Below are 23,961 nucleotides of genomic sequence, written 5' to 3'. Positions count from 1 at the left end.
GATGGCAGACGGCACCCACGGCGTCGAGGTGCGCGAACACGACGGAGCCCTGTGGATCCGGCTCAACCGCCCCGATCGGCGCAACGCCTACGACATCGACATGGCGCACACGGTCATCGAGGCGCTCGGGCGGGCGACGAAACTCCACGCCGTGGTCATCACCGGCTCGGGCGGCAGTTTCTGCGCGGGCGGCGCACTCGACCAGCTCGACGATCCCGACCCGGACCTGCTGCGCACGCTGTTCCACACATCGGCGCGCATGCTGCAGGCCGTGCGCGACTGCCCCCGGCCGGTGTTCGCCGCGGTCGACGGTGCGGCCGCCGGTGGCGGCAACGAACTGGTCGTGGCCTGCGACCTCGCGATCGCGACCCCGCGAGCCACGTTCGGCCAGACCGGTCCGCGAGTGGGGTCGGCGCCGGTGCTCGGCGCGACCAACCACATGGCGGTGCAGATCGGCGAGAAGAAGGCCAAGGAGCTCACGCTGCTGTGCCGCCGCTACAGCGCGCAGCAGGCCCTGGCGATGGGGCTGATCAACGAGGTGGTCGACGTCCCGGATGGCGGTGACCAGGTCGCCGCCCTCGAAGACCGCGTCGGCGCGTGGATCGATGAGCTGAAGGCCCTCAGCCCGCTGTATCTGGAGATCAGCAAGGTCAGCTCGAACCTGTGGTGGAACACCGGCCAGGACTCGATGTCCAGCGGCCTCGCCATGCTCACGCAGGCCGTCGGCAGTGACGACATGCGGGAGGGCGCGCGGGCGTTCATCGAGAAACGGCGCCCGGAGTTCCCACCCCCGGGGACCGGAACACGGAGGTCGTGATGACACGGCGGTACTACACGGAGCTGCGCCCGACGTTCCCGGATCGCGCGCAGTGGGCCCTGCCGACGGTGCTGCGGCACTGGGCGGAGGCCACGCCGGACCGGGTCTTCCTCGACACTCCTGAGGAAGCGGCCACCTGGACCTACGCCGACACGCTCGCCGCCGCCGAGCGGATCGGCCGGGCGCTGCTCACCGCGGGCACCGTGCCGGGCGACCGCGTGGTGATCATGGCGGCGAACTCGTCGCGGTTCGTGCGCACCTGGCTGGGCACCGCGGTCGCCGGCCTGGTCGAGGTGCCGATCAACACCGCCTACGAGCACGACTTCCTCGCCCACCAGGTGCGGACCGTCGCAGCGCGCATCGCGGTCATCGACGACGTGCACGCCGAGCGGTTCGCCGCCGTCGCCGAGGCCGCGGCCGACATCACCCGGTTCTACGTCATCGACACCGGCTCCCGTGACGCCGCGCTCGCGACGTTGCGCGGTGCGGGCTGGGAGGCCGAGCCCTGGGAGGCCCTCGAAGACGGCGGCACGGCCGACCTGCCCGAGGTCGCACCGGGAGACCTCGCGTCGGTGTTCTTCACGTCCGGCACCACTGGGCCGTCGAAGGGCGTCGCGATGCCGCACGGCCAGATGTACTTCTTCGGCGACGAATGCGTGTCGCTGACCCGCCTCACCGCCGACGACGCCTGGATGACGGTCACGCCCCTGTTCCACGGCAACGCCCAGTTCATGGCCGTGTATCCGGCGCTCGTGGCCGGGGCGCGGGCGGTGGTGCGCTCGCGGTTCAGCGCCAGCAACTGGATCGCCCAGATCCGCGAGAGCCGGGCGACGGTCACCAACTTCATCGGCGTGATGATGGACTTCCTGTCCAAACAGCCGCCGCGACCCGACGACGCCGACAACGTGCTCCGCTGCGTGTTCGCCGCACCGACCGCGGCCTCGCTGGTCGAGGAGTTCCGGTCGCGCTACGGCATCGAGGCGTTCGTCGAGGTGTTCGGGCTGACCGAGACCTCGGCGCCGATCCTCTCGCCCTACGGCGAGGACCGCCCGGCCGGTGCCGCGGGCCTGGCCGCCGACGACTGGTTCGACGTGCGTCTGGTCGACCCGGACACCGACGAGGAGGTCGGCGTCGGCGAGGTCGGCGAGCTCGTGGTGCGCCCGCGGGTGCCGTGGATCTGCAGCATGGGCTACTTCAACATGCCCGACCGCACCGTCGAGGCCTGGCGGAACCTGTGGTTCCACACCGGCGACGCGCTCAAGCGGGACGTCGACGGGTGGTTCTACTTCGTCGACCGGTTCAAGGACGCCCTGCGCCGCCGCGGGGAGAACATCAGCTCGTACGAGGTGGAGACGGCGTTGCTGAGTCATCCCGCGGTGCTCGAATGCGCCGTCATCGCCGTGCCCGCCGACGCCGAGGCGGGCGAGGACGAGGTCATGGCCTATCTCATCGCCGAGGGCCCGGTGAGCGCCGAGGAGATGTGGCGCTGGTGCGCCGGCAAGGTGCCGGCCTTCGCCGTGCCGCGGTTCCTGCGGTTCGTCGACGAGCTGCCGAAGACGCCGAGCCAGCGGGTGCAGAAGGCGAAGCTGCGCGAACTGGGCATCACGCCGGACACCCTCGACCGCGTTGCCCTGCCCGCCGCGGCGCCCGCCGGTGCAGCATCGGTGCCCTGAGCGACGCAGCCGCGCCCCCGAAACCGACACGCCGGGCACCAACGCACTGGGCACCGACACACCGGGTACCGACGCTCGGCATCGGCCCACCGACACCGACCCGCGAGAGCACCGACCTGCGAGGAGCCGTCCGATGCACCCCTATCGATCCGTGCTGTTCGTGCCCGCGCACAAGCCTGAGTGGGTCACGAAGGCGATCGCCAGCGGCGCGGACGCGGTCGTGCTCGACCTCGAGGACTCCGTGCCTGCCGACCGCAAGGCCGAGGCCCGCGGCCTTGTCGCCGATACGGTCGGTCGCGCGCGGGAGGCGGGGCACGAGGTCGGGCTGTTCGTACGGCCGAACGCCCTGGACACCGGGCTGGCGGGCACCGACCTCGAAGCCGCGGTGTGCCCGGGGCTGACCGGGCTGTTCGTACCCAAGGTGCGTGATCGTGACGACGTGCTCCGGTGGGAGACGCTCGTCGACTGGTTCGAGCTCCGCAACATTCTCGAGCTCCGTGACGGTCTGGAGCCGAGCAACGGTGCCGCGGCGGGCTCGGCACTCGAGCTGATCGTGCCGGTCGAGATGGTCGAGGCGATCCAGAACTGCCGGGAGATCGCGGGTGCCTCGCCGCGGGTGGGTGCGATGATCGGGCCGACGGCCGAGCACGCCGACATCGCCCGCGCTGTGGGCTACCGGTGGAGCCGGGAGGGCACCGAGACGCTGTACCTGCGGAGCCGGATACTGCTGGCCTGCCGCGAGTACGGTCTGCACGCACTGACCGGACTGTGGGAGGACCTGTCCGACCTGGACGGCCTGAAGGCGTTCGCCGACTACGGACTGCAGCTCGGGTTCCGCGGTCAGATCGCGATCCACCCCTCGCACGTGTCGACGATCAACGAGGTGTTCTCACCGACCCCGGAGGAGATCGAGTTCCGCGAAGGCCTCGTCGCCGCCTTCGAGGAGGCCTCCGCGCGGGGTGACGGCGCCGTGCGTTACCGCGGCATCCACATCGACAAGGCGCACGCCGACACGGCGCGGGAGTGGCTCGCCCACGCCCGCCGCGTGACCGGCCGTGCGTGAGCAGCTACTCACTCGCAAGGAGCCGACCATGCCGGGCCTGTACTTCGAGGAGCTCGTCGAAGGGGAGGTCTACGACCACCCGATGACGCGCACGGTGACCGAGATGGACAACGTCATGTTCACCTCGCTGACCATGAATCCGCAGCCGTTGCATCTGGACGAGGAGTTCGCCAAGACCACGATCCACGGGCATCGCCTGGTGAACAGCCTGTTCACCATGGCGCTGGTCGGCGGGATGATCGTGTACGACCTGACCTACGGCACCACGCTGGGCAACCTCGGCTACGAGAAGGTCGAGTTCCCGAACCCGGTGTTCCACGGCGACACGATCCACGCGAGCAGCACGATCCTGCGCAAGCGTGAGTCGAAGTCGCGACCTGACGCGGGCATCGTCTGGTTCGAGCACCGTGGCATCAACCAGCGCGACGAGATCGTCTGCCTGTGCGAACGTGCCGGCATGATGATGAAACGCCCGGCGGAGGCATGAATCGTCCACTTCGGACTTTCCACGATCGCGGTATCGGTGACCGCGGCTGCCGGCTCAGGAGGCCATGATGGGATTCGGCTACGACGAGACGCACGAGGACATCCGCCAGGCGGTGCGGCAGATGTGCGGCCGCTTCGGCGACGAGTACTGGGCGGCCCACGACCGGTCGCACGAGTTCCCGTGGGAGTTCTACCGGGCTGTCGTGGCCGGCGGCTGGCTCGGACTGACCGTGCCCGAGGAGTACGGCGGCGGCGGGCTCGGCGTGACCGAGGCGGCGATCGTCGAACAGGAGATCTCCGCATCCGGCGCCGGGATGAACGGGTGCAGCAGTGTCCACATCGGCATCTTCGGCTTCGAGCCGCTCATCCGTCACGGCAGTGAGGAGCTCAAGAAGCGGTTCCTGCCGCGGCTGGTCGACGGCGACCTGCACACCTCGTTCGCGGTCACCGAACCGGACGCCGGGACCGACACGCTGAACCTGTCGACCACGGCGCGCAAGGTCGACGGCGGCTTCCGGGTGTCGGGCAAGAAGGTGTGGATCACCAAGGCCCAGGAGGCCGAGCGGATGATGCTGCTCTGCCGCACCTCGCCGCGCGAGGAGGGTGCGGGTCGCAGGCGGGGGCTGACGCTGATGTTCGCCGAGGTCGACCGCGACCACGTGGACATCAAGCCGATCCCCAAACTCGGCCGCAACGCCGTCGACACCAACGAGCTGTTCATCGACGACCTGTTCGTGGCCGACGGGGACGTCATCGGCGAGGTCGGTGAGGGCTTCACGGCCATCCTGGCCGGGCTGAACGCGGAGCGCGTGCTCTCGGCCAACGCGGCGATCGGCCTGGGCAGGGCCGCGCTGGCGCGCGCGTGCGACTACGCGGGCGAGCGCGTCGTGTTCGGCCGTCCCATCGGCAGGAACCAGCTCATCTCGGGGCAGCTCGCCGAGGCGAAGATCAAGCTCGACGCGGCCGACCTGATGTGTAAACAGGCCGCGTGGATGATCGACAACGACATCCCGTGCGGCAAGGAGGCCAACGAGGCCAAGTATCTGGCCGCCGAGGCGGGATTCAACGCCGCCGACGTGGCCATCAGCGTCCACGGCGGGTACGGCTTCGCCCAGGAATACCACGTGGAGCGCTACTTCCGGGAGGCGCGGTTGATGCGGATCGCGCCGATCAGCCAGGAGATGGTGCTCAACTACGTCGCCGAGCACGTGCTGGGACTGCCCCGCAGTTACTGAGACGCCCCACCCGCCGGGTCGTCGTGCCGGCGGGTGGGGACGGCAGACGGAGGGGCCGCCGATCCACAGTGGATCGGCGGCCCTGTTACGTGCGGTGTCCGGACGGCGGCGTGGTTAGCGATCCGGGGTGGTCATTCACCCCGCCACACCGGCTTGCGCTTCTCGGCGAAAGCGGCCGCGCCCTCCTGGGCGTCGGCCGACTTCCGCACCGGATCCAGAAACTCGTTCTGCTTGCTGAACTTCTCGTCGAGCGGCCAGTCGGCGGAGCGGACGAGCACCTGCTTGGACGCGGCCAGCGCCAGCGGGGCGTTCTCGGCGATCGTGTCGGCCAGTTCCAACGCGCCGTCGAGCGCCTCGCCGTCGCCGGTCAGCCTGTTGACCAGCCGGGCGTCCGCGGCGTCGGCGGCCGGCCACGTCCGTCCGGTGAACACGAGTTCCATCGCGAGGTGGTACGGGATGCGCTCCTGCAGTCGCAGCAATCCGCCCGCGCCGGCGGTGAGGCCGCGCTTGACCTCGGGCAGCCCGAACGACGCCCCGCCCGCGGCGACGACGAGATCGCACGCGAGCACTATCTCGAACCCGCCGCCCAGCGCGTAGCCTTCGACCGCGGCGATGAGCGGCTTCGTCGGCGGTTGCTGCACCAGCCCGGCGAACCCGCGGCCTTCGACGACGGGGATCTCGCCGCGGGCGAACCCTTTCAGGTCCATGCCCGCGGAGAACGTGCCACCCGCACCGGTGATGACGCCGACCGACAAGTCGGGCCTGCGGTCGAGTTCGTCGACGGCCTCCGCGATCTGCCGCGCCATGGCCAGCGACACGGCGTTTTTCGCCTTCGGCCGGTTCATCGTCAGCACGAGCACGCGCCCGCGCTCGCTCACCTGGAGCTCGGGGTCGTCGGTCACGGAATCGGTCACTGCACGCTCCACGAGGTCGGCGCTGGCTGGTCGGCGTTGGGTTGATCGGCGTTGGGTTGATCAGCGCGGTGCCATGCGGATGGCACCGTCGAGTCGGATCGTCTCGCCGTTCAGCATCGGATTGTCGATGATCTGTTCCGCCAGCTGAGCGTACTCGCCCGGGATGCCGAGCCTGCTGGGATTCGGGATGGTCCTGCCCAGCGAGTCGCGCACCTCCTCGGGCAGGCGCGCGAGGATCGGCGTGTCGAACAGGCCCGGGGCGATCGTGGTGACGCGGATCTGCTTGGAGGCCAGGTCCCGCGCCGCGACGAGGGTCATGCCGACGATGCCCGCCTTCGACGAGGCGTACGGCAGCTGGCCGATCTGGCCCTCGTAGGCCGCGACGGACGCGGTCAACACGCACACCCCGCGCTCGCCTTCGACCGGCTCGTTGCGCGCCATCCGTGCGGCGGCGAACCGCAGCACGTTGAATGTGCCGTAGAGATTGGTCTTCACGACGGTGTCGAACATGTCCATCGACCCGGGATTGCCGTCGCGGTCGACCAACCGCAGCGCACCGCCGCGCCCGGCGCAGTGCACGACCGCCCGCAACGGGGCCGCCGCGACGGCCGTGTCGACGGCCGATTCCACCTGGTCGGCGTCGGTCACGTCGGCGGGCGCGAACGTGCCGCCGAGCTTGTCGGCCACGGCCGCACCCTCGGAGGACGGCAGGTCCAGCACCACCACGTGGGCACCACGGTCGGCCAGCCGGGTCGCACTGGCCAGGCCGAGGCCGGAGGCGCCGCCGGTGACGACGACGGAGCTGTCGGTGAGGTCCACGGTGATTCTCCTTGTCGCGTGCGGGAGCTGCGGGAAGCTGCGGCGTTCGGAAAGCTGTGGCGTGAGAAAGCCGCGGCGTGGGGAAGTCTCAGAGTCGTTCGGGTGTCAGAGTCGTTCGAGGATGGTGGCGTTGGCCATGCCGCCGGCCTCGCACATGAGCTGGAGGCCGTAGCGGTGGCCGCCGTCGTCGAGTGCGGACAGCATCGTCGTCATCAGCCGGGCGCCGGAGGCGCCGAGCGGATGCCCGAGCGCGATCGCGCCGCCGCGCGGGTTGAGCCGTGCCTCGTCGGCGCCCTCGTCGCCGAACTCGCGCAACCAGGCCAGCGGGACCGGGGCGAACGCCTCGTTGAGTTCGACGTGACCGATGTCGGCCAGTGCCATGCCGGAGCGCTCGAGGATGCGGTGGGTGGCCGGGATCGGGGCGGTGAGCATGAGCAGCGGATCGTCGCCGCAGGCGTGCATCGCGCGGATGCGGGCCCGCGGGGTGAGTCCCAATTGCGCGCATTTCTCGGCGCTCATCAGCAGCAGCGCGCTCGCGCCGTCGGTGATCTGCGACGAGTTGCCCGGCGTGATGTGCCAGCCGATGTCGGGGAATCGGGCGCTCGTCGCCTCGGTTCGGAACGCCGGTTCGAGACCGCCGAGTTTCTCGGCCGAACTGCCGGGCCGGATCGTCTCGTCCTCGGTGACGGTGCCGTCGGGTGTGGTGACCGGGACTATCTCGCGCGCGAAGGCGCCCGCCTCGCGCGCGGCCGCCGCCCGATGGTGTGAGCGGGCCGAGTACTCGTCGAGTTCGGCGCGGTCGAGCTTCCACCGGGCGGCGACCAGTTCGGCGGCGACGCCCTGGGAGACCAGGCCGGGGGAGTAGCGCTCGGCGACGCCGTCGCCGTACGGGTCGGCATCGAGCCGCGCCGATCCCATGCGGACACGGCTCATCGATTCCACACCGCCCGCAATGGCGATGTCGTAGGAGCCGGCCATGATCGCCTGGGCCGCGAAGTGCACGGCCTGCTGGCCGGATCCGCATTTGCGGTCGATCGTGGTGGCGGGGACGTGTTCGGGAAGGCCAGCGGCGAGCCAGGCCATGCGGCCGGGAGTGGCGGACTGCTCGCCCACCTGCGAGACGCAGCCGATGAGGACGTCGTCCACGGTCGTCGGGTCGACGCCGGTGCGGTCGAGGAGCCCGGTCAGCGTCTGAGCCAGCAGGTCGACGGGGTGCACCCCGGCGAGTGCACCGCCGGGTTTGCCCTTGCCCATCGGGGTGCGGACCGCGTCGACGAGGACGACGTCGCTGACTTGCCGCGCTGGAATCATGGGTAATTACTTATCATGATATGCATGTCTAAGTCCATGTTCGCCGTCGACGATGCCGGCTCGGACGTCGGGAGTGTGCGAACTTCCCGGCGGTCGGGGCGGTGTCATCCGGTCGCCTGTTGACAACTGCGGTGGATAAACCAGGATAATGATTACAACCAAGGAGGTCGACGATGACCGATGACATCCGGGAGATCCGCCGGCTCGCCGCGCAGGTGGCCGTGGACGTCTACGCCCCGATGGCCGACGAGTTGGACGCCGAGCGCAGGCCGCTGCCGGTCCAGGAGCGCAAACGCCTCGGCGAACTGGGCTTCCTGGGCATTGCCCTTCCCGAGGAGTTCGGTGGGTCCGGAGCGCCGATCAGCCACGCCCTGGCGGTCATCGAAGAGCTCGGCAAGGTGTGCCGTCCCGCCGCGTTCCAGGTCTTCGAGTCCAACACCGGCCCCGCGCAGGTGATCAACCACCTCGGCACCGAGGATCAGCGCAGACGCTGGCTCCCCGACATCATCGCGGGCGAGAAGACGATGGCGGTCGCGATCTCCGAACCGGACGCCGGGTCGGCCGCCACCGACATGCGCACCGCCGCCAAGCCCGTCGACGACGCCTACGTCATCAACGGCACCAAACGGTGGATCTCCAACGGCGGCGAGGCCGACCTGTACCTGACCTATGCCCGGTTGTCCGACGCGCCCGGGTCGAAGGGCATCGGCGGCATCGTCGTCGAGAAGACCGCTCCGGGCCTGAGCTTCGGCGCCCAGGAGAAGCTCATGGGTTTCCGCGGCATCCCCTCGGCCGACGTCATCTTCGACGACGTCGTCGCGCCCGCCGAGGACGTCGTGGTGCCCGCGGGCGGCTTCGGCAAGCTGTTCGGCGTCTTCTCCATCGAACGGCTCGGCAACACCACCATGAGCCTCGCCGTCGCCCAGGCCGCCCTCGACCGGACGGTGGCCTACGTGCAGGAACGCGAACAGTTCGGCAAACCGCTCGTCGAGTTCCAGAGCGTGCAGACCAACCTGGCCGACATGGTGCTCCAGGTCGAAGCGGCGCGCGCCCTGCTGGAGAAGGCGGCCGACAGCGCGGGAACCGGCCTGCCCGACCCGTTCAAGGTTTCGCTCGCCAAATGCACCGCCAACGAGATGGCCAAACGGGTCACCGACCTGGGCATGCAACTGCACGGCGGCAACGGCTACACCGAGGAGTACGGCCTCGAGCGACTCCACCGCGACTCGCACGGCTGGGCCATCGCCGGCGGCACCCCGGCCATGCAGCGCACCCGCATCGTCTCCGAGTTGCTCGGCCGCCGCTTCGACCAACGCCGCTGAAGAATGTTGTTGCCAGGCTTGCGTAGCAGCGCGGGTGGCAGAACCTCACCGAGGCTATGGCTCCGGGATCGACGCCTCATGAATGCCGATTCACCACGTCGTCGCTGTCCTCGCCGGAGCCACGCTGAGAATCCGCGGCGGCGCGGGCCGGCGGACGTGCGGGCGAGCGCGACCTCGTCACTGCCCACAACACATGCGCACTAGTGAAAGGCGAGAGACAGTGGCTTCCGAGCAGTTGTTCGACCTGTCCGACGGGCACCGCAGAATTCAGCAGGTGGCCCGTGAGGTGGCCGCGGCCGTCGACCCGTTCGCCGCCGAGGCGGACGAATGTCCCGGCGTGCACGAGCGGACCGCCGCCGTGCTCCGGGAATCGGGTCTGGCCAGGCAGGTCGTTCCCGCGGCCCACGGCGGGGAGTCCGAGACGCTCGACCCGCTGTCCATCGCCGTGGTCCGGGAAGCGCTGATGTACAGCTCGGCGCATCTGGACTCGCTGTTCGGGATGCAGGGCGTGGGCAGCTACTCGCTGTCGGTCGGCGGCGCGGAGGACCTGAAGGCCGAGTGGTTGCCGAAGGTCGCGGCGCTCGAGGCGATCGCCGGGCTGGCGCTGACCGAACCGGACGTCGGCTCGGACCTGCGCGCGATCACGACGACGATCGAACGCCGCGGCGGTGATCTCGTGGTGCGCGGCCGCAAGTCGTTCATCACCAACGGCGGCGCCGCGTCGTTCTACTGCGTGCTCGGCAAGGAGGACGACGGCTACTCGATGGTGCTGGTGCCCGCGTCGTCGGCGGGACTGAAGACCGAGCGGGGTGCCGACATCATCGCCCCGCACATCCTCGGCGAGCTGACGTTCGACGACGTGGTGGTGCCGGAGGCGAACCGGCTGGGCGAGCCCGGCAAGGCGTTCTCGCTGATGCTGCAGACCCTCGCCGTGTTCCGGGTGACCGTGGCCGGATCGGGCGTCGGACTCGGGCAGGCCGCGGTCGACGAGGCGACCGCGCACGCCACGACGCGGACCCAGTTCGGCAGGCCGCTGCTCGAACTGGGCGCGGTCGGGCAGAACATCGCCTCCTCGTGGGCCGACGTCGAGAGTGCCCGGGCGATGACCTACCGCGCCGCATCGCTCGCCAGGACCGATCCGCTGTCGCACCTGGACTACTCGTCGATCGCGAAGGTCGTGGCCACCGAGGCGGCGGGCCGCGCGGCCGACCGTGCGGTGCAGAGCATGGGCCGGTTCGGCTTGGTACGCGGTTCGAAGATCGAACGGCTGTATCGCAACGCGCGCCCGCTGCGCGTGTACGAAGGGGCGACCGAGGTGCTGCTCGACTCGCTCGCCCGCAGGCTCGGCAAGGAGGCCGCGAAGAAGCAGGCCGGAAAGCAGGTGTCCTGAATGGACTTCGGACTGGACGGCGCCGTCATGCTCGTCACCGGTGCCAGCCGCGGGCTGGGCGCGGCGATGGCGACGACGCTCGCCGCGGAAGGGGCGTCCGTGGTGGCCGCCGCGCGCAGCACCGGCAGTCTCGCCGAGGTCGCCGCACGCGGGAAGGGGCGGATCACCGCGGAAGCGGTCGACATGCGCGACGAGGACGCGGTCACTGCCCTCGTCGAGACCGTGGTGGCCCGGCACGGCCGGATCGACGCGCTCGTCAACAACGCGGGCATCGCGCCCGCGGGCAAGTTCGTCGACCAGGATCCGGGTGTGTGGAAGGAGACCATGGCCGTCAACGTGATCGCGCCGATGCTGCTGGCCCAGGCTGCGGGCAGGCACATGATCGCCCAGGGGAGCGGCCGCATCGTCAACGTCGCCTCCACCACGGGAGTGCGCGGCAAACCGCACCTGGTCGGCTATTCGACGTCCAAGGGCGCCGTCGTGCGAATGACCGAATCCCTCGCCGCCGAGTGGGCGGGCAAGGGAGTGCAGGTCAACTGCATTGCGCCGGGAGCATTCGCGACCGATGCGCAGAGCGCCGTGCTCGAATCGCCCGATCTGCTGGCCCGGCGGGTCAAGAAGATCCCAGCCGGCCGCATGGCCGAGGCGGAGGAACTGATGCCGCTCGTCTGCCTGCTCGTGTCCGCCCGCTCGCCGTTCACCACGGGCTCGGTCTTCGTGGTCGACGGCGGTGAATCCGGAAAGTTGTGACAGCCATGATCATCGATGCGCACACGCACGTCTGGCCCGACAAGATCGCCGCGGCGGCTCTCGCGGGTAACCGGCTGCCCGGGCTGACCCCGCGCGGCGACGGCACCGTCGGCGGCCTGACCTCCACCATGGCGGGCAGTGGCGTCGACATGAGCTGTTGTCTGGGGATCGCGGCCGAGGCGAGGCACGTCGACTCGGTCAACCGGTTCGTCGCCGGAACGGCCAGCGACCGCCATGTCGCGGTCGGCACGGTCCACGTGGACCTGTCGGTCGAGGAGAACCTGGCGAGCCTGCGCCGGCACGGCATCCGCGCCGTGAAGATCCATCCGCTGTTCCAGAACTACGCGCTCGACGATCCGCGGCTGTGGTCGATCCTCGAGGCGTTCGGCCCGGACATCGCCGTGATCACCCACGTCGGCGCCGGCAGTGCCGACGCCCGCACCAACAACCTCTCCAGTCCGCGGATGATCGCCGACATCGCCGAACAGTTCCCCGAACTGCGACTGATGGCCTGCCACTTCGGCGGCTACAAGATCCTCGACGACGCCGAGGAGATGCTCTCCGGCGCCGACGTGGTGCTGGAGACGTCGTGGCCGCCCGGATTGAACACGCTCCGCCCGGAACGGGTGCGCAGGCTGATCCGCAACCACGGCGCGGAACGGATCGTGTTCGGCTCCGACTGGCCGATGGCCGACCCGGGTGCCGAGATCGCCGCCATCGACGCCCTCGGGCTCACCGACGACGAGACGAAGTCCGTGCTCGGCGGCACCCTCGCCCGCGTACTGGACATCGACTCACCGTGGCGCTGAGACGTGGTGCCGAGACGTGGCGCTGAGGCTCGCACTCGCGACGAGACCCGTGCGCGTGGGCGCCGCGTCGAGTGGCGCGGCGACGATCAGGGACGGTCGAGCAGTGCTGGGACTGCCGGCTTGACGGTGTGCAGGGGGCGCGACAACGTCGCGGCCCTCAGGTCAGCTGCGTCCAGGTGATCGGTGCGGCGAGGATGTCGGGGAACTTGCGTTCGGCGTACCGGACGTACTCCTCGATATGGTGCGCCATCGCGGCCGAGGACGCCTGCGGGTCGCGGGTCGCGATCGCCTCGTAGATCCGCAGGTGCGCCTTGTGTACCGCGGTGCGCCGCACCTTCGGGTAGTCGATGCCGATCGCCGACCCGTCGAGGATGCCGAGCAGGGCGTCGACGAGGTAGCCGAACATCGCGTTGCCGCTGCCGTGGGCGATGATGTCGTGGAACCGCTTGTTCTCGGCGAGGAACACGTGCTGGTCGTCCAGCTGCGCGTACATGGTGTCGACGCTGAGTTTCAGCTGGCCCAGCGACTCGTCTCCGATCCGCTCGGCGGCCAGCTGCGCCATCATCGGCTCCAGGCCCGTCCGTGCCTCCGCGATCGTGCGGAACGGGGCGTTCTCGAACTGCAGCAGCAGCGTCAGCGCTGTCGCCAGGCTCGAGGCGTCCGGTTGTTCCACCACCGGCCCGCCGCCGGGGCCGGGCCGCAGCGAGATCACGCCCTGCAGTTCGAGGAAGCGGAGCGACTCCCGGAGCGTGCCGCGTCCCACGGCGTATTCGTCGAGCATGACCCGCTCCGGCGGCAGCCGTTCGCCGACCGTGTTGCCACGCTCGTGGATGTCGGCGACGATCCGCTGCGCGACGAGCATGGCCGTCTTGCGCGGCCGGAGCGGCTGTGTCATCACGCCGCCCCGCTGGCTGCCACCCCGCCGGCGTCCGCGCCACCGGTGTGCGCGCCGGCTCGGGCGGTCCCGCCCGCAGTGGCCGCAGCCGCACCGCTGGGGTCCGCGCCGGTGCCGGGCGTCTCGCCGGCTACGGCGCCGATCACCCCGTCGGCCGCCAACGCGGAAAGCGCGTCCGCCGGCATGCCCAATTCCCCCGCCAGCACCTGGCCCGTGTGCTCGCCGACCGCGGGCACGCCCTCGTAGACGGGCCGGTCGGTGTCGCGTACGTGCAGGATCGGCCCCGGCATCATGGCGGGGCCGAGGGCGCTTCCCGCGAGGTCGACAAGCGTGCGCTGCAGGAAGTGCGGATCCGCCGCGATGTCGCTCGCGTCGTTGACCGCCGCCGACACGACCTCGTGCTCGTCGAGGATCGCCAACGCCTCGTCGCGGGACCGCGCGCCGATCCACTCGCGTACGAGCGCCTGCAGCGACTCGTTGTTGGCCATGCGCGCCGTGTTGGTGGCGTACCGGTCGTCGGTCTTCAGCTCCGGCATGCCCATGGCGTCGAACAGGCGCATCGCGATGGCCTGGTTGGACGCGGCGATCGACAGCCAGCCGCCGTCGCCGGCTTGGTAGATCCCGCGCGGCGAGGCCGCACCCGAGGCGTTGCCGTGCCGCTGCATGATCGTGCCGGACGAGGTGTAGTTCAGCACCGCGTCGCCGAGGATGAACATCAGCGGTTCGTACAGCGCGACGTCGACCTCCGAACCGTGTCCCGACAGCTCACGGCGGTACAGCGCCATCGCCGTGCCGAACGCGGCCGAGATGCCGGCGATCGAATCGGCGAAGCCGAACGGGGGAGCGGTCGGCGGAGTCTCCGGCCAGCCGTTGAGGAACGCGTAGCCGCTGGCCGTCTCGGCCACCGTGCCGAAACCGGGACGCTCGCGGTACGGGCCGGTCTGACCGAACCCGCTGACCCGGGTCATCACCAGGCGCGGATTGCGCGCGGCGAGGTCGTCGAAGCCCATGCCCCAGCTCTCGAGCCGTCCCGGGCGGAAGTTCTCGATAAGCACGTCCGCCTCGTCGATCAGCGGCATCACCACGTCGCGGCCGCGCGGGGTGCGCAGATCGATGCCGACGGAGCGCTTGCCCGAGTTCAGCCGGGCGAACCCGATGGCGGTGCCGTTGTGGGCCGGCTGCCACTGCCGGGCGAAATCACCGGCGGACGGGTCCTCGACCTTGACGACATCGGCACCGAAGTCGCGCAGCATGCGGCCGGTCGTCGGCGCCGCGTACATCGAGCCGAGTTCGATCACCCGTACACCGGCCAGCGGCCGCGCGTCGGAGGGGACGGTGTCCGTCGCCATGTCGTCTCCTCTATGCGAATGGTGATGATAGATTAGCACAACGATACGCGGTCGAAAGGTGCTTCTGTCCAGAGTTCCCAGTCAGGTTCACCTGTAAGTCAGGTCCCCACCGAAGCGCTCCGGTCAACTGTCCTGATGATGAGCATGATTGTCGAGCGTGGTCCACAACACTCGTCTTGCACGGTCGCGGGCGAAACCTGTTTACTCGGTCGGCTGACATCGTCGGCGTCCTCACCCGTGCGTGATGCGCCGGACATCGAGTGAAACGGAGGACACCGGCCGTGGCCCGAACGTCCGCGCCGTGGTCCGTGGTCGCCGTGCTCGCCGCGTCGGGGATCGCCGTTTCCCTGATGCAGACACTGGCCGTACCGCTGCTGCCCGAGTTCCCACGCCTGCTGGACACGACCCCGTCCAACGCCGCGTGGCTGATCACGATCACCCTGCTGACCGGCGCCGTGTGTGCGCCCGTGCTCGGCAGGCTCGGCGACATGTACGGCAAGCGGCGCATGTTGCTCGTGGCGCTGGGGTCGATGACCGCTGGCAGCGCACTCGGCGCCGTGAGCAGCGAGTTCGTCGTCGTGCTCGCGGCGCGCGGCCTGCAGGGGGTCGCCATCGGCGTCATCCCGCTCGGCATCAGCATCATGCGTGACGAGCTGCCGCCCGAACGGGTCGGCACGGGTATCGCCGTGATGAGTTCGACGCTGGGCGCGGGCGGGGCGATCGGCCTGCCGCTGACCGGGTTCGTCGCCGAGTACGCCGACTGGCACTGGTTGTTCGCCGGGGCGGCGGTGTTCGCCGTGCTGCAGCTCGTACTGGTGGCGATGCTCGTGCCGGAATCGCCGGTGCGCAGCGGTGGCCGCTTCGACCTGGGCGGGGCGGTGGGGCTGTCGGCGGCACTGCTGTGCCTGCTGCTGCCCGTCTCCCGCGGCAGCACCTGGGGCTGGGCCAGCCCGGAGGTGCTGCTCCTGCTTGCGGCCGCCGCGGTGATCTTCGTGGGCTGGGGCTGGTACGAACTGCGCCTGCCCGGAGGTCCGCTCGTCGACCTGCGGGTGTCGGCCCGGCCGGCCGTGCTGTTGACGAACATCGCGTCCGTGCTGATCGGCGTGGCGATGTTCGCCTCGTTCATGGTCAGCGCGCAGATGCTGCAGGCGCCGGCGGGGACCGGTTACGGCTTCGACCTGTCGCTGATGGCCAGCGGGCTCGCACTACTGCCCGTGGGCGGTGCCATGGTCGCGTTCTCGCCGTTGTCGGCGGTCATCTCCCGCCGATGGGGCCCGAAGGTGACGGTCGTGGCCGGCACGGCGCTGCTCGCCGTGGGCAACCTGGCCCGGGTCGCGGTGCACGACGCGCTGGTGGCGGTGATCGTGGTGATCACCGTCCCGGCGATCGGCGCGGCTCTCGCCTACGGTGCCGTTCCCGCGCTGATCATGCGTGCCGTGCCGCAGTCGGAGACGGCGGCCGCCAACAGTCTCAACGCGCTGTGCCGGTCGATCGGCACGTCGAGCTGTAGCGCCGTCGTCGCCACCGTGACGGCGGGGATCGTGGTCCGGGTCGGGGGCGTGACATACCCCGGTATCACCGCCTACACCGTGATCTTCGTGATCGCCGGCCTCTCCGCCGCGCTGGCAGGGGTGATCGCGCTGTTGACACCCGCGCCGCGGGCGCTCGAACCCGGGGCGCAGGCGCCCGCCGCCGCGCGCTGACACCCGGCTTCCGCCGCTGGGCGGGTCAGCCCCGTGCGGGCAGGGTCGCCGCGTTGGCGACCGACGGGATCGGACTGCCGCCCCGCCAGGCGCGCAGGGCACCGGCGGCAAGCCGTGAGTGTTCGACGATCACGTCGTCCGAGGCGCCGCCGATGTGCGGGGTGAGGGTCACGTTCGGCAGTGACAGGAGCGGGTGATCGGCCGGAAGCGGCTCGGTCCAGTACACGTCGAGGCCCGCGCCGGCTAGGTGCCCGCTGCGCAACGCGTCGATCAGTGGCTGTTCCTCCACGACGGCGGCCCTGCCCGCGTTGATGAGGTACGTGCCGCGCCGCATGGTGGCGAGCTGTTCGGCCCCGAGCAGTCCGATCGTCGACTCCATCAGCGGGACGTGCACGGTGACGACGTCGGAACCGGCCAGCAACTCGTCGAGCGGCACGACCGCGGCGTCGTCGCCGAACGTGTCGGCGGGCAGATAGGGGTCGTAGACGAGCACGCGCATGCCGAACGCCCGTGCCCTGGCCAGGACCCGGCGGCCCACGGCACCGCCGCCGAGGATGCCGAGGGTGCGCCCGCGGAGACTCAGACCGCGGAAGGCGCGATAGGGCTCGAACACGTCGTCGCTCGTCCACGCCCCGGTCCGCAACCACGCCTCGGCACGGGCGGTGTTGCGCAGTGCCGACAGCAGGAGCGAGAACGTGAGATCCGCGGTGACGTCGGCGTTGCGGCCGGGCGTGGTGGCCACCGGGATGCCCCGCCTGCTGCACGCCTCGAGGTCGACGTTGACCGGCGCCGCCCGGCACGACACGGCGAGCCCGAGATTCCCGGCGAGCGCCAGCGACGGCTCGTCGAGTACGTCGAGTTCACACACGACCGCGTCGGCCGCGGCGAGCTCGTCGTCGAGTCCGGCTTCGGCCAGCGAACGTCCCGTGCCGGACGGCGGGACCACGGTGAGGTCGAAATCGGCCGCCAGTTCGTCGGCGACGCGCTGGTCGAACGCGGCGGTGACGAGAACGCGCGGGGCGGTCGAAGAGGGCATCAGGCAAGCTCCTTGTGAGTGGGGGACGGGTGTTCGTCCCCGGCGGACGTGCTCGCTGGGGAGGACGGGTCGTCGCCGAGGGCGCGCAGGCCACGCAGGTCGGGCCAATGTGGACGGATCGCGTCGCGGACGGCGACGAACGCGGCGAACCGGGTCTCGTAGGCGGTGCGCAGGCCGGGGTCGGGCCGGAAGACGTCGAGTTCGCCGAGCAGTCGCGCGGCGGCCGCCTGGACCTCGGTTCCGGTGATCGCGGCGAGCGCGTGGGCGGCGACCCCGCGCGCGCCGAGTTCGGCGGCGGAGGCGCGTTCGATCGTGCATCCGGTGATGTCGGCGAGGATCTGGCACAGCAGTCCGCTCGTGGCCGCTCCGCCGCAGAGGCGCAGCGTTCCGCCGACACCGAGCGCCTCCTGGCATTCCCGCAGGCTGAAGGCGATTCCCTCGTACACGGCCCGCAGCAGCTGACCGGGCGTCGTCTCGGTGGACAGTCCCAGCCAGCTCGCCGAGGCGTGCGGATCGGCGAACGGGGCGCGCTCACCGGCCTCGGCTCCGTAGGGCAGGTACAGCACGCCGCCTGCGCCCGCGGAGACCGCACGCGCCTCGGCCTCGAGCGCCTCCCAGCTCTGCCCGCCTCGGCCGAGCAGGTCGCGGACCCAGTCGAGGTTCGGGGTGCCCGACATCGGGCAGAGGCATTCGAGCACCGCGCCGTCCTGCCCGGTGGCCAGCGTGATGCCGACGTCGGTGCCGACGTCCGCTCTCGTCGCGTGCACGGTTCCGAGGAAGGCGGTCGTGCCGATGATCGCGTAGGACTGACCCGGGTCGCTCACGCCGAGACCTGCGCCGCCGGCGGCGACGTCGACGTCGCCTGCCGTCTCCAGGGCCTCCCTCACGGTGCGGACCACGGCGTGCCACAGCTCGGTCATCGATTGCTCCGCCTGCGCCGGACCGGGCCGGGCGACGTGCACCGGGGCCCGGGCCGTGGCGAGTTCCGCGCCGTCGGTGGTGAGCACGGTGGCCTTGACGGCCGTGGTTCCCGCATCGATGCCGACCACGGCGACCGGGGGTTGACTCATCCGCTCTCCAGTGAACGCATTCGGTGGCACGTGTCCGGTCGAACACGCTCCGGTCGAACCCACGTCGTGACCCCACCCGGCGCATCCCGCCCGGTGAACCCACTCAGCGAACCAATTGAACATTAGTTCACTCCGCTGGTCCGTCGTTCAGTCACGCTACGACGTGAAGCTTCCGGTGGTCAACTCGCTCGGTGTCACTTGACAGCGGTCCGCCCTCGGGTCACGCTGCCGATCGCAAGTGCACGGGAGTGAACAGATGTTCAGCCGGAGCTCAAAGGAGAGTTCGCGATGGCAGAGGTGACCGGGGAACCACGCACGGGTTTCGCAGGCTGGCTGGAACGGCAGGGCATCGTCCGATCGCTGGCCTGGGGATATGTCGCGCTTCTGCTGTTCATGGTCGGCGACGGGATCGAACTCGGCTTCCTGGGGCCGTACCTGGAGTCCCGGGGTTTCGGCGCCGCCGGAGTCGCGACGCTGATCAGCGTCTACGGGGTCGTCGTCGCGGTCGCCGCATGGCTCGCCGGAGCACTCGCCGAGGCGTGGGGCCCGCGGCGCGTGATGCTCATCGGCTTCACCGTGTGGGTCGCGTTCGAGATCGTCTTCCTCGGGTTCGGCGTCGTCGCCGGCAACTACGAGGTGATGCTGCTCTCCTACGGCGTCCGCGGGATCGGGTATCCGTTCTTCGCGTACGGGTTCCTGGTCTGGGTCACCATGGACACGCCCAAGGCCGTGATCGGCAGGGCCGTCGGCTGGTACTGGTTCGCCTCCACCGCCGGACTCGGCGTGCTCAGCTCCTATTTCGCCGGTGCGGTAATCCCGCTCGTCGGCGAACTGGCGACGATGTGGCTGTCGCTGGTGTTCGTCGCGGCCGGCGGCGTGATCGTGCTCTTCCTCGTGCGCACGCGGCGGCACGAGGCCGAGGCCGGCGCGTGGGCGAACCTGCGGCAGGTGGCCCGGGGGCTCACGGTGGTGCGCACGCACCCGAAGGTCGGCCTCGGCGGTGTCGTGCGGATCATCAACACACTGTGCTTCTACGCGTTCCCGGTGTTCCTCGCCTCGCACATGGTCAACGAGGTGGGGTTCTCGCTGCCGCAGTGGCAGACGATCTGGGGCACGATGCTCTTCGCCAACATCATCGGCAACGTGCTGGCCGGGTACCTCGGTGACCGGATCGGCCCGGTGAACGTCGTGGCGTGGTTCGGCGGACTCGGCTGCGTGATCACCGTGCTCGGCATGTACTACCTGCCCGAGTGGCTCGGGCCCAACTTCCCCGTGGCCATGATCGCGGCGATCCTGCTCGGCCTCGCGATGGCGGCCTATGTTCCGCTCAGCGCGATCGTGCCGCTGCTGGCCCCGACGCAGAAGGCCGCGGCGGTCGCGATTCTGAACCTGGGTGCCGGGCTGAGCAACGCGACCGGTCCGCTGCTGGCCCGCGCGTTCCTCGGGCCGTTCGGCGTCGGCGGCATGATGTGGCTGCTCGCCGGACTCTACGCCGTCGGCATCGCGCTCACCTTCGGCCTGCGCGCGCCGGAGCTCGAGTCGGCCGATGCGGACGAGACGCTCGATGTGGAGGGTTCGTCCGGTCGTGACGAGGTGGCGACGTCGTGAGCACCGCCGGTGGGGCCGTGGTGGCCGGCGCGTCGCCGGAGGGGGAGCCGGGTGCCGGTGCGCGCGACACGCGGACGCGGCGGTCGACGGCGCTCCGGCCGGCACGGCAGGATGGTGTGAACGTACGGTCATACAGAAGAACGGATGTTCACGGCATGGAGTCGCGAGAACTGCAGGGCCGCGTCGCCCGCCTGCACTACCAGCACGGCATGACCCACCAGGAGATCGGCGACCTGCTCGGACTGTCCAGGGTGAAGGTGACACGGCTGCTCGCCGATGCGCGCCGCTCGGGGATCGTCGAGATCACGATCCACAGTTCGGCCAGCCCGTTCGGTGACCTGGAGGCCGCGCTCGTCGGCCGGTTCGGGCTGCAACAGGTGTGGATTGCCCCGAGCTTCGCCGACGAACGGCGCACCACCGAGTCGGTCGGCATGGCAGGGGCGGAATGCCTGCGCGCGCTCGTGCCGACGTCGGGAACCGTCGCGGTGGGGCTGTCGTCCAGCGTGGCGGCCACCGCCGCGCACGTGCACGCAGACCCGGCGCCGGAACTCGGATTCGTCCCGCTGGCGGGCAGCTGGGGCGGCATCTCACGCGGCATGAACCCGCACGAGGTGGCGCTGCGACTCGGTTCGGCCTTCGGCGCGCGGACCTACCACCTGCCGGCCCCGATCCTGGCTTCGTCGCCCGAGACGGCCGCCGCGTTCCGCTCCGACCCCGGCGTGCAGGAGACGATGCGCCGCGCCGCCGACGCCGACCTGCTGATCGCGGGCGTCGGCGGCATGGAGCCGCGCGCGGGGCTCCTCATCGACGAGCTCGGCCCGTCCGAACAGCGGCAGCTGACGGCCGGCGGCGCCGTCGGCGACATCTCGGCCCGGTTCTTCGACGACGAGGGAAGGGCCGTGTCCGGCGACGTGGACGGGCGGGTGGTCGGGCTCTCGCTCGACCAGCTGTCGGCGATTCCGCACCGGGTGGCCGTCTCGTTCGGGCCGCACAAGGTGCGGGCGCTGGAAACCGCGCTGCGCGCAGGACTGATGAACATGGTCGTGACCGACGCCGAGACGGCCACCGCCCTCGCGGACCCGGCAGCAGGCAACACGTCGGCCGAGAACAGCGAATCCCGGAACAGAAGGAGTGGGGCATGAAGCAGGCGAGAACGGTCGACGAACTGGTCGAGCAGCTCATCGATGTCGGCCGGATGGCCGTCGAACGCGGGCTCGTGCTCGCGAGCGGAGGCAATCTCTCCGCCCGACTCCCCGGCTCCGGCGAGTTCGTGGTGACCGCGTCCGGAACCTGGCTCGATCGACTCGAACCCGGCGATTTCACCAGAATGGACCTCGACGGCCAGGTCGTCGGAGGGCATCCGTCGCCGTCGAGCGAGTGGAAGCTGCACCAGCGCACCTACCGGGTCCGGGAGGACGTGAACGCGGTGGTGCACATCCACCCGCAGCACGCCGTGCTCGTGGACGCCCTCGGCCACCCCGTCCGGCTGTTCACATTGGACCATGCCGTCTACGTCCGGTCGGTGGGGCGCACCGACTACTACCCCAACGGGTCCGACGAACTGGCCGACACGGCCGCGGCCGAGGCCAAGGTCCACGACTGCGTGATCCTGGGCCACCACGGCTGTTCGGCGATGGGGCCGGATGTGGGTATGGCGTTCCGCCGGGCCATGAACCTGGAGGAGGCCGCCATCGCGACCTACCGGGCCCTGGCCGTCGGGGACACCGAGACGGCGTTTCCCGCCGAGGCGTATCACGCGCTGCACCACGCCTGACCGTCGGCCGCCCGACACGTCGGGTCGATTCGCGCACCCGGCTGCGGCCGGCACGCCTCGCGATCGGGGCCGCGGTCGGGCACGGTGAGCAGTGCCGTGATCGGCATCGGGCCGGCGGCGAGACGGTGGACGAACCGGTGCCACGCATCGGGGACAGGAGGACACATGGCGACCTACGACGTGGCGAACCGGTCGGCGATCGTGACGGGCGCCGGCAGCGGCATCGGACGTGCGGTGGCGCGATTGCTGGCCGCCAACGGTGCGGCCGTGGTCGCCGCCGACATCGACGGCGACGCGGCAGCGGCCGTGGCCGGCGAGATCTCCGACGCGGGCGGCACGGTGGCCGCCCTGGTCGGCGACGCGTCCGATGTCGACTTCCATGTCGAGGCGGTGGCCGAGGCCGAGAAGCTCGCCCCGCTGCGGATCGCGGTCAACAACGCGGGCATCGGCGGCGCGGCCGCCGAGCTGGCCGACCTTCCGCTCGAGTCGTGGCGGTCGGTGCTCGACCTGAACCTCAGCGGCGTCCTGTACGGGCTGCAGGCGCAGGTCCCCGTGATGGTCGCTCACGGCGGGGGCAGCGTGGTGAACATGTCGTCGATGCTCGGCTCGGTCGGTTTCCCGGGCAACGGGGCGTACGTGACGAGCAAACACGCGCTGCAGGGTCTGACCAAGAACGCCGCGCTCGAATACGGCGCGCGGGGGATCCGCGTCAACGCCGTGGGTCCCGGTTTCGTCAACACACCGGCCGTGGCCAACGCGCTCGACGAGGCCACGCAGCGCGACCTGGCAGGCAGGCACGCCCTGGGCAGGATGGCCGAACCGGAGGAGGTGGCACACCTCGTGGCCTTCCTGGCCAGCGACGCGGCCGGGTTCGTCACCGGTAGCTACCACCTCGTCGACGGCGGCTACACCGCGAGCTGACCGGGGAGCCGGGCTCAGTCGCCGGTGGTCCACCGCGCCCCGGCGGGCAGGTCGAGACCACGGGCGGCGGCGCCGAGCAGCGTGTCCCGCAACGCGCGGGCGATGCGGGACAGCGGGCGGGCGGGGTCGTGGACGAGCCGGATGTCGCGCTCGACCACGGGTCCGGTGGCGGCGGTGTGCTGCACTCCCGCGAAGCCCATCATGGGCACCACGAGCGCCGGGACCATCGACACGCCCAGGCCGGCCGCCACGAGGCCCGCGACCGCGCCGATGTTGCGGGCCTCGGTGACGGGCCCGAGCTCGATCCCGGCTTCGGTGAGAGTGCGGTCGACGTAAGTGCGGATGCTCGTGTCGCGGTCGAACGCGACGAACGGCTCGCCGGCCAGATCACCCCAGGTGACCCGTGTGCGACCGTCGAAACGGTGACCGGGCGGGAAGACACCGACGAACCGGTCGACCGCGATACGGGGAGCGCTGAGCCCGGCCGGCACCGTCGGCGCCACCGTGACCGCCATGTCCGCCGTTCCCTCGACGACGTGCGCCAGCACCTCGTCGGCGAGTCCGTCGCGCACCGACACCGTCACGTCCGGCCGGTCGCGGCGGAAATCCGCCAGCGCAGTCGGCAGCATGCTGCCCGCCAGCGAGGGCAGGGCGGCGACGGTGACCGAGCCGCGGGTGCCCGCGAGGTACCCCTCGAAGTGGTTGAGCGCCGCGTCGAAGTCGGCCAGCAGTCGGCGCGCGATCGTGAGGAATTCCGCGCCGTCCGGCGTCGGCACGACACTTCTCGTGGTGCGTTCGAACAGGGACACGCCCACTCGACGTTCGAATTCCAGCACCGATCTACTCACAGAGGACTGTGCGATGTGGAGTTCGCGAGCCGCCGCGCTGTAGCCGCCGGCATCGGCCACGGCGACGATCGCACGCAGGTGCCGCATCGACAAGTCTATGCTCATAGTGCATCAATCTATCCGGAATCAATGCTGGACGGCAGTGGGTGTCGGCAGCACACTTCTCCG

General features: G+C 70.5%; 22 protein-coding genes. 14 read left to right on the top strand and 8 right to left on the bottom strand.

Annotated elements, in window-relative coordinates:
* Window position 1 precedes the first annotated feature (1 nt).
* The 5 genes from LY40_RS04370 (at window position 2) to LY40_RS04350 (ending at window position 5,274) form a co-directional block, all read left to right on the top strand.
* Window positions 2-817, top strand: coding sequence for an enoyl-CoA hydratase/isomerase family protein (locus tag LY40_RS04370; protein ID WP_221213398.1), 816 nt, complete (start codon window positions 2-4; stop codon window positions 815-817).
* Window positions 817-2,490, top strand: a complete 1,674-nt coding sequence (locus LY40_RS04365) for an AMP-binding protein (protein ID WP_258935998.1) — start codon at window positions 817-819, stop codon at window positions 2,488-2,490. Before LY40_RS04370 ends, LY40_RS04365 begins: the two co-directional genes overlap by 1 nt.
* Before the next feature lie 133 nt (window positions 2,491-2,623).
* Window positions 2,624-3,553 carry an HpcH/HpaI aldolase/citrate lyase family protein gene (locus tag LY40_RS04360; protein ID WP_258935997.1) on the top strand — a complete coding sequence of 310 codons (930 nt, stop codon included), beginning with the start codon at window positions 2,624-2,626 and terminating at the stop codon, window positions 3,551-3,553.
* Window positions 3,546-4,040, top strand: a complete 495-nt coding sequence (locus LY40_RS04355) for a MaoC family dehydratase (protein ID WP_372497678.1) — start codon at window positions 3,546-3,548, stop codon at window positions 4,038-4,040. Before LY40_RS04360 ends, LY40_RS04355 begins: the two co-directional genes overlap by 8 nt.
* Before the next feature lie 64 nt (window positions 4,041-4,104).
* Window positions 4,105-5,274 carry an acyl-CoA dehydrogenase family protein gene (locus LY40_RS04350; RefSeq protein ID WP_258935996.1) on the top strand — a complete coding sequence of 390 codons (1,170 nt, stop codon included), beginning with the start codon at window positions 4,105-4,107 and terminating at the stop codon, window positions 5,272-5,274.
* 131 nt (window positions 5,275-5,405) lie between these two features.
* Here the strand turns inward: LY40_RS04350 and LY40_RS04345 are convergent, their stop codons facing one another.
* The 3 genes from LY40_RS04345 to LY40_RS04335 form a co-directional block, all read right to left on the bottom strand.
* Entirely contained in the window at window positions 5,406-6,188 is a 783-nt protein-coding gene (locus LY40_RS04345) for a crotonase/enoyl-CoA hydratase family protein (protein WP_258935995.1), read from the bottom strand.
* A 60-nt stretch (window positions 6,189-6,248) separates the two neighbouring features.
* Window positions 6,249-7,007 carry an SDR family NAD(P)-dependent oxidoreductase gene (locus tag LY40_RS04340; protein ID WP_183786338.1) on the bottom strand — a complete coding sequence of 253 codons (759 nt, stop codon included), beginning with the start codon at window positions 7,005-7,007 and terminating at the stop codon, window positions 6,249-6,251.
* Window positions 7,008-7,112: 105 nt separating this feature from the next.
* Complete coding sequence (locus LY40_RS04335; protein ID WP_258935994.1) at window positions 7,113-8,318, bottom strand: thiolase family protein; 1,206 nt, start codon at window positions 8,316-8,318, stop codon at window positions 7,113-7,115.
* Between the two features lie 173 nt (window positions 8,319-8,491).
* On the opposite strand from LY40_RS04335, the gene LY40_RS04330 reads away from it, so the two are divergent.
* The 4 genes from LY40_RS04330 to LY40_RS04315 all read left to right on the top strand — a co-directional run bounded on the left by LY40_RS04330 (window position 8,492) and on the right by LY40_RS04315 (window position 12,589).
* Complete coding sequence (locus tag LY40_RS04330; RefSeq protein WP_258935993.1) at window positions 8,492-9,640, top strand: acyl-CoA dehydrogenase family protein; 1,149 nt, start codon at window positions 8,492-8,494, stop codon at window positions 9,638-9,640.
* A gap of 220 nt (window positions 9,641-9,860) precedes the next feature.
* On the top strand, window positions 9,861-11,030 hold the full coding sequence (locus LY40_RS04325; RefSeq protein ID WP_258935992.1) for an acyl-CoA dehydrogenase family protein: 1,170 nt from the start codon (window positions 9,861-9,863) through the stop codon (window positions 11,028-11,030).
* Window positions 11,031-11,780 carry an SDR family NAD(P)-dependent oxidoreductase gene (locus LY40_RS04320; protein ID WP_258935991.1) on the top strand — a complete coding sequence of 250 codons (750 nt, stop codon included), beginning with the start codon at window positions 11,031-11,033 and terminating at the stop codon, window positions 11,778-11,780.
* 5 nt (window positions 11,781-11,785) lie between these two features.
* Entirely contained in the window at window positions 11,786-12,589 is an 804-nt protein-coding gene (locus LY40_RS04315; protein ID WP_183786333.1) for an amidohydrolase family protein, read from the top strand.
* A 157-nt stretch (window positions 12,590-12,746) separates the two neighbouring features.
* Here LY40_RS04315 and LY40_RS04310 read toward each other — a convergent pair whose 3' ends face one another.
* Entirely contained in the window at window positions 12,747-13,484 is a 738-nt protein-coding gene (locus LY40_RS04310) for a FadR/GntR family transcriptional regulator (protein WP_221213397.1), read from the bottom strand.
* The gene (locus LY40_RS04305; RefSeq protein ID WP_258935990.1) at window positions 13,484-14,833 is read right to left on the bottom strand and encodes a CaiB/BaiF CoA transferase family protein; all 1,350 of its coding nucleotides are present in this window, start codon (window positions 14,831-14,833) and stop codon (window positions 13,484-13,486) included. The genes LY40_RS04310 and LY40_RS04305 overlap by 1 nt, the downstream gene beginning before the upstream one ends.
* 281 nt (window positions 14,834-15,114) lie before the next feature.
* Between LY40_RS04305 and LY40_RS04300 the strand changes: the two genes are divergently transcribed.
* On the top strand, window positions 15,115-16,536 hold the full coding sequence (locus LY40_RS04300) for an MFS transporter (RefSeq protein WP_258935989.1): 1,422 nt from the start codon (window positions 15,115-15,117) through the stop codon (window positions 16,534-16,536).
* 25 nt (window positions 16,537-16,561) lie between these two features.
* On the opposite strand, the gene LY40_RS04295 is transcribed toward LY40_RS04300, so the two are convergent.
* The gene (locus LY40_RS04295) at window positions 16,562-17,572 is read right to left on the bottom strand and encodes an NAD(P)-dependent oxidoreductase (protein ID WP_258935988.1); all 1,011 of its coding nucleotides are present in this window, start codon (window positions 17,570-17,572) and stop codon (window positions 16,562-16,564) included.
* Window positions 17,572-18,642, bottom strand: a complete 1,071-nt coding sequence (locus LY40_RS04290; protein ID WP_258935987.1) for an FGGY-family carbohydrate kinase — start codon at window positions 18,640-18,642, stop codon at window positions 17,572-17,574. The genes LY40_RS04295 and LY40_RS04290 overlap by 1 nt, the downstream gene beginning before the upstream one ends.
* A gap of 288 nt (window positions 18,643-18,930) precedes the next feature.
* On the opposite strand from LY40_RS04290, the gene LY40_RS04285 reads away from it, so the two are divergent.
* The 4 genes from LY40_RS04285 to LY40_RS04270 all read left to right on the top strand — a co-directional run bounded on the left by LY40_RS04285 (window position 18,931) and on the right by LY40_RS04270 (window position 22,945).
* The gene (locus tag LY40_RS04285) at window positions 18,931-20,250 is read left to right on the top strand and encodes an MFS transporter (RefSeq protein WP_258935986.1); all 1,320 of its coding nucleotides are present in this window, start codon (window positions 18,931-18,933) and stop codon (window positions 20,248-20,250) included.
* Between the two features lie 155 nt (window positions 20,251-20,405).
* Window positions 20,406-21,392, top strand: a complete 987-nt coding sequence (locus LY40_RS04280) for a sugar-binding transcriptional regulator (RefSeq protein WP_258935985.1) — start codon at window positions 20,406-20,408, stop codon at window positions 21,390-21,392.
* Window positions 21,389-22,024: a class II aldolase/adducin family protein gene (locus tag LY40_RS04275; protein WP_183786325.1), complete on the top strand. Its 636-nt coding sequence runs from the start codon at window positions 21,389-21,391 to the stop codon at window positions 22,022-22,024. The genes LY40_RS04280 and LY40_RS04275 overlap by 4 nt, the downstream gene beginning before the upstream one ends.
* A 165-nt stretch (window positions 22,025-22,189) precedes the next feature.
* Window positions 22,190-22,945, top strand: coding sequence for an SDR family NAD(P)-dependent oxidoreductase (locus tag LY40_RS04270; protein ID WP_258935984.1), 756 nt, complete (start codon window positions 22,190-22,192; stop codon window positions 22,943-22,945).
* 14 nt (window positions 22,946-22,959) lie between these two features.
* On the opposite strand, the gene LY40_RS04265 is transcribed toward LY40_RS04270, so the two are convergent.
* Window positions 22,960-23,898 carry a LysR family transcriptional regulator gene (locus tag LY40_RS04265; RefSeq protein WP_183786323.1) on the bottom strand — a complete coding sequence of 313 codons (939 nt, stop codon included), beginning with the start codon at window positions 23,896-23,898 and terminating at the stop codon, window positions 22,960-22,962.
* Between the last annotated feature and the right edge of the window lie 63 nt (window positions 23,899-23,961).

It is taken from the genome of Prauserella salsuginis (assembly GCF_024648885.1).
Taxonomy (GTDB): Bacteria; Actinomycetota; Actinomycetes; order Mycobacteriales; family Pseudonocardiaceae; genus Prauserella; species Prauserella salsuginis.
Note: the sequence above shows the minus strand (reverse complement) of the source record. Positions and strands in the feature narration are given on the sequence as shown.

Bases quoted from the DNA above. Each gene is read 5' to 3' on its own strand.
- LY40_RS04275 (WP_183786325.1), top strand. From the start codon at position 21,389: ATGAAGCAGGCGAGAACGGTCGACGAACTGGTCGAGCAGCTCATCGAT.
- LY40_RS04280 (WP_258935985.1), top strand. From the start codon at position 20,406: ATGGAGTCGCGAGAACTGCAGGGCCGCGTCGCCCGCCTGCACTACCAG.
- LY40_RS04360 (WP_258935997.1), top strand. From the start codon at position 2,624: ATGCACCCCTATCGATCCGTGCTGTTCGTGCCCGCGCACAAGCCTGAG.
- LY40_RS04305 (WP_258935990.1), bottom strand. From the start codon at position 14,833: ATGGCGACGGACACCGTCCCCTCCGACGCGCGGCCGCTGGCCGGTGTA.
- LY40_RS04290 (WP_258935987.1), bottom strand. From the start codon at position 18,642: ATGAGTCAACCCCCGGTCGCCGTGGTCGGCATCGATGCGGGAACCACG.
- LY40_RS04270 (WP_258935984.1), top strand. From the start codon at position 22,190: ATGGCGACCTACGACGTGGCGAACCGGTCGGCGATCGTGACGGGCGCC.
- LY40_RS04335 (WP_258935994.1), bottom strand. From the start codon at position 8,318: ATGATTCCAGCGCGGCAAGTCAGCGACGTCGTCCTCGTCGACGCGGTC.
- LY40_RS04295 (WP_258935988.1), bottom strand. From the start codon at position 17,572: ATGCCCTCTTCGACCGCCCCGCGCGTTCTCGTCACCGCCGCGTTCGAC.
- LY40_RS04320 (WP_258935991.1), top strand. From the start codon at position 11,031: ATGGACTTCGGACTGGACGGCGCCGTCATGCTCGTCACCGGTGCCAGC.
- LY40_RS04370 (WP_221213398.1), top strand. From the start codon at position 2: ATGGCAGACGGCACCCACGGCGTCGAGGTGCGCGAACACGACGGAGCC.
- LY40_RS04265 (WP_183786323.1), bottom strand. From the start codon at position 23,898: ATGAGCATAGACTTGTCGATGCGGCACCTGCGTGCGATCGTCGCCGTG.
- LY40_RS04330 (WP_258935993.1), top strand. From the start codon at position 8,492: ATGACCGATGACATCCGGGAGATCCGCCGGCTCGCCGCGCAGGTGGCC.
- LY40_RS04350 (WP_258935996.1), top strand. From the start codon at position 4,105: ATGATGGGATTCGGCTACGACGAGACGCACGAGGACATCCGCCAGGCG.
- LY40_RS04285 (WP_258935986.1), top strand. From the start codon at position 18,931: ATGGCAGAGGTGACCGGGGAACCACGCACGGGTTTCGCAGGCTGGCTG.
- LY40_RS04310 (WP_221213397.1), bottom strand. From the start codon at position 13,484: ATGACACAGCCGCTCCGGCCGCGCAAGACGGCCATGCTCGTCGCGCAG.
- LY40_RS04365 (WP_258935998.1), top strand. From the start codon at position 817: ATGACACGGCGGTACTACACGGAGCTGCGCCCGACGTTCCCGGATCGC.
- LY40_RS04315 (WP_183786333.1), top strand. From the start codon at position 11,786: ATGATCATCGATGCGCACACGCACGTCTGGCCCGACAAGATCGCCGCG.